Raw genomic sequence first — 1358 nt, forward strand, 5'->3', positions numbered from 1 at the left:
GGCGCCGGAGTTTGCTTCCGGCGCCTTTTTGTTTCTGCGGCGATCAGTTCAGGCGAGCGCGGCCTTAAGGTCGCTGACGAGGTCGGTTTTTTCCCACGGGAAGAAGTCGCCTTCGGGGTCGCGGCCGAAATGGCCATAGGCGGCGGTGCGCTGGTAGATCGGCTTGTTGAGGCCCAGATGGGTACGGATGCCACGCGGGGTCATGCCGCCGAGCTTGGCGATCTTGCCGATCGCCGCTTCGATCGCATCGTCGCTCACGGTTCCGGTGCCATGGGTATCGACATAGAGCGACAGCGGCTTGGCGACGCCGATCGCATAGGCGAGCTGGATGGTGCAGCGGGTGGCGAGACCGGCGGCGACGATATTCTTGGCGAGATAACGCGTGATATAGGCGGCCGAACGATCGACCTTGGTCGGGTCCTTGCCGCTGAATGCGCCGCCGCCATGGGGCGCGGCGCCGCCATAGGTGTCGACGATGATCTTGCGGCCAGTCAGGCCCGCGTCGCCATCCGGCCCGCCGATCTCGAAGCTGCCGGTCGGGTTGATGTGATAGACGGTCTCGTCGCTCAGCAGCTCGGGCGGCAGGATGTCGGCGACGACCTGACGAACATAGGCGTGCAGTTCCGCCTCCTTCTCGCCTTCGTCATAGCCCTTGCCATGCTGGGTCGAGACGACGATCGCGGTCGCGGCGACCGGCTTGCCATTCTCGAAGCGCAGCGTGACCTGGCTCTTGGCGTCCGGTTCCAGGAAGGGGGCCGCGCCCGAATGCCGGTCCTGCGCCATGCGGTGCAGGATGCGGTGGCTGAAATAGAGCGTGGCGGGCATCAGGTCGGGCGTCTCGTCGCAGGCGAAGCCGAACATGATGCCCTGATCGCCGGCGCCTTCATCCTTGTTGCCGCTGGCGTCGACACCCTGGGCGATGTGGGCGGACTGGGCGTGCAGATTATTCTCGAAGCGGAAGCTTTCCCAGTGGAAGCCGTCCTGCTCATAGCCGATGCGCTTGACGGTTTCACGGACCGTCTGTTCGATCTCAGCCTGCGCGCCGGGCGCCCACTCGCCATCCTCATAGACGCCCTTGCAGCGGATTTCGCCGGCCAGGACCACCAGTTGCGTCGTCGTCAGCGTTTCGCAGGCGATGCGCGCTTCGGGATCCTTGGACAGGAACAGATCGACGATCGCGTCCGAAATCTGGTCTGCAACCTTGTCGGGATGGCCTTCGGAAACCGATTCCGAGGTGAAGAGATAATTTTGGCGCATGGGACTCCCGCAAAATAGAGACGCAGAATAACGATATAAAGAAATGTTTATGTGCCTCGATAGCGCCTGACCCACCCCAAAGCAATGCCAAGCAGAAGCAA

General features: G+C 62.9%; 1 protein-coding gene. It reads right to left on the bottom strand.

Features of this window, described 5'->3' with window-relative positions; genetic code table 11:
- Positions 1-48: 48 nt before the first annotated feature.
- The gene (gene metK / locus ACODSN_RS16360; protein ID WP_489056547.1) at positions 49-1257 is read right to left on the bottom strand and encodes a methionine adenosyltransferase; all 1209 of its coding nucleotides are present in this window, start codon (positions 1255-1257) and stop codon (positions 49-51) included.
- Positions 1258-1358 lie beyond the last annotated feature (101 nt).

The organism is Sphingobium sp. FG11 (assembly GCF_057809915.1).

What these genes read in the sequence shown, in the direction of transcription:
- metK (WP_489056547.1), bottom strand. Translation starts at nt 1,257, where the DNA reads ATGCGCCAAAATTATCTCTTCACCTCGGAATCGGTTTCCGAAGGCCAT.